Source organism: Candidatus Komeilibacteria bacterium CG_4_10_14_0_2_um_filter_37_10 (assembly GCA_002793075.1).
GTDB lineage: Bacteria > Patescibacteriota > Patescibacteriia > UBA1558 > UBA1558 > UM-FILTER-37-10.
Genome location: PFPO01000045.1, coordinates 1 through 2,741 on the forward strand (window position 1 = coordinate 1; position 2,741 = coordinate 2,741).

At 37.6% G+C, this 2,741-nt stretch carries 4 protein-coding genes; 1 reads left to right on the plus strand and 3 read right to left on the minus strand.

All coding sequences use genetic code 11. The features are described 5' to 3' along the window. Positions 1-727, minus strand: a 727-nt coding sequence (locus tag COX77_02320; protein ID PIZ99160.1) for a vitamin B12-dependent ribonucleotide reductase, incomplete at its 3' end; no start/stop codon positions are given. 166 nt (positions 728-893) lie between these two features. Then, entirely contained in the window at positions 894-1,547 is a 654-nt protein-coding gene (locus COX77_02325; protein ID PIZ99161.1) for a Zn-dependent hydrolase, read from the minus strand. 123 nt (positions 1,548-1,670) lie between these two features. Between COX77_02325 and COX77_02330 the strand changes: the two genes are divergently transcribed. Beyond that, entirely contained in the window at positions 1,671-2,246 is a 576-nt protein-coding gene (locus COX77_02330) for a hypothetical protein (GenBank protein ID PIZ99162.1), read from the plus strand. 262 nt (positions 2,247-2,508) lie between these two features. Here COX77_02330 and COX77_02335 read toward each other — a convergent pair. Continuing rightward, positions 2,509-2,741: iron-sulfur cluster assembly scaffold protein (locus COX77_02335; GenBank protein PIZ99163.1), on the minus strand; the 233-nt coding region annotated here is incomplete at its 5' end.

The window sequence follows — 2,741 nt, forward strand, 5'->3', positions numbered from 1 at the left end:
AAGAATCAAAGCCACGCATAAAAGATACAGGGCCGGAGGACTTACCACCAGAATTATGCAAATACTCTTTTGACGAACGGAGCGTAGAAAAATTTGTACCCGTGCCTGAGCCATATTTAAAAAGCATACCCTCGGTTACTGCTAAACTGAGAATGGAACGCATGTCATCTTTGACTGAATTAATAAAACAAGCTGAGCACTGAGGATGCTTTTCAATACCGACATTAAACCAGACCGGACTATTGAAGGCAACGCATTGATTGACTAACAAAGCAGTTAACTCTTTACCAAAAATCTTGCCATCTTGTTCGGAATGAAAATAGCCACCGTCAATTCCCCACTGGGCCATGGTGTCAGCAACGCGACTAACCATTTGTTTAACGCTTCTTTCTCTCTCTAGTGTGCCAACACGACCGCGAAAATATTTTGAGACCACGATATTGGTAGCCGCCTGTGTCCAGCTAGCAGGAACCTCCACATCTTTCTGAGAAAAAATTACATCGCCCTTTTCGTTAGTAATAGATGCCTCGCGTAACTCCCACTCAATTTCATCATAAGGATCAATGTCGGGTTTGGAAAAATAATAATCAACCTTCAATCCTTGCAAGCCAGTCAAAGGAGCTTCTTTGCTGGTTTCTTTTTTTACCAACCGCTCATTACTTGTTTGATTGGGTCTATCGTCAGACAAAGAAATGGTTTCAATAATTTTGTCTTGCTGCTGATTCATATATTTAAATTAATATTTATCGTAAATTTATAGTAAATCAAATCCGAAAAAAAATAGAGCTATTCAGAAAATAATTATATTGATACGAATGTAGCTCTACACAATATGTTGTGCATCCAAACAGAATTATAATACTAGATATTGATATTAGCAAACTGTGGACAAATTAATTCAAAACCCTAATTTCTGCCAAATCAGTCAAGCGCTGCAAAGCAAAAGCTTGTTTTAATTCACCGGCCACGCAACCATAGTGCATCGGCACTACAACTTTTGGTCTAATTTTAGCGATTGCTTGCGCGGCTTCTTTTTCATCCATGACATAAGTGCCGCTAACCGGCAAAAAGGCTAAGTCAATGGAGCCAAAATCAGACATTTCCTCAATGACATCTGTGTCACCAGCAAAATAAAGGCGAATATTATCTATTTCTATTAAATAACCCAAACCGCCCTCGGAACGGGGATGAAAAAATTGACCTGGTGCTCGATATTTATTGGTATTATAAGCGGGTACAGCCAAAACCTTAACGCCCCGATAGTCAATCCCCTCACCAGGCTTTAAAAAAACCTTTTCCTGCTGAAATCTTTGCAATAGTGGCTGGCACAAATGCGAGGCAATGATTAAACTGTCGCTTTTGATCACCTTTTCTAAATCCTCAGGACTGCAGTGGTCAGGGTGCTGATGAGAAATGAACACCATATCGGCTCTGGGCATATTGATCATCTCAACGCGAAAAGGGTCAAAGTAAATATTGTGCTGATTTCTGACAAAAATGGTGTCGTGATTAAATTTTTCAATCGTTAAACCTTGATATTTAAACATATATTTTCTTAATGCTGCTAATATAATATAACCAAATAAACTTTCTGACAAAGCTTGACAAAATGGCCTAAATACCGATAAGCTAAGATTTATTCACAGTACATAAATAATTAGGAGTAAAGTATGAAAGCAAAAACACTGTCTATCGGTGGAGATCGTTATGATCAGTTCATCAGCAAAAAAAGAATCAAGGCAAAAATCAAAAAAATCGCCCGGGAAATTTATCAGAGATATCATAAGCAACAAGATGAAAAAAATCTGCCGATTCTACTTTTTGTCCTCACGGGCGGTATTTATTTTGGCGTTGATCTGTCTCGCCAGTTGGAAAAATTAGGTTTACGTCACGCTATTGATACTATTGGAGCGACACGCTATGGCGATAGTGAAGAAGGTGGCGAGGTAAAATTAGTTAGTGAGCCCCATGCTGATTTGACTAAACGCAATGTCATTATCGTGGAAGATGTAATTGATCAAGGACTGACGATGAATTTTGTTTATCATTATGTTCGTGAAAAAACCAAACGAGTTAGAGTTTGCGCCTTATGTCTGAAAAAGAAACATGAACCACTGATATTTGAACCGAGCTATATTGGTTTCATTATTGGTCGTCGCTGGATTGTTGGACCGGGTTTAGATTTTAAACAAAAATTCCGTGGTCTCACTGCTATCTTCCGCCAGAGAAAAAAGAAAAAAGAATAAACACGGAGTAAAGCAATGAACTTGGTAGTGGAAAATATTCTCCTCAACGTGACTGGACTTTCCGATCAACAACAGATAACTATCTTGCAAGATATCTTTACTCGTCAAACAAAAAAAACGATCGAAGAGCACTCTTGAAAGCTATTCATATTCTGCGAAAAAATAATAAGAATAATAGTTATTTCTTACGCCGCAGTCAATATTTACTCACAAAATTAACAAAAACACTCTCCTAACATTGAGAGTGTTTTTTATTTATAACTTAGATACCAAAATATTTTTCCCGATAAAATCTGATCAATTGTTCAACCTCTGGCAAACAAGTTGGATCACCTAAACCAACTTTGGTCTTCTCTTGTACTTTTTCTAGAGAATCAGCGCCGGATAAAACCGCTTCTTCAATATCATGATCAGTAACTTTTAATACTGCATCAATAACCTTAGCGCCATCAGTAACGACACGATCGTATTGTTCTGTTTTTTTAAAATAATCAT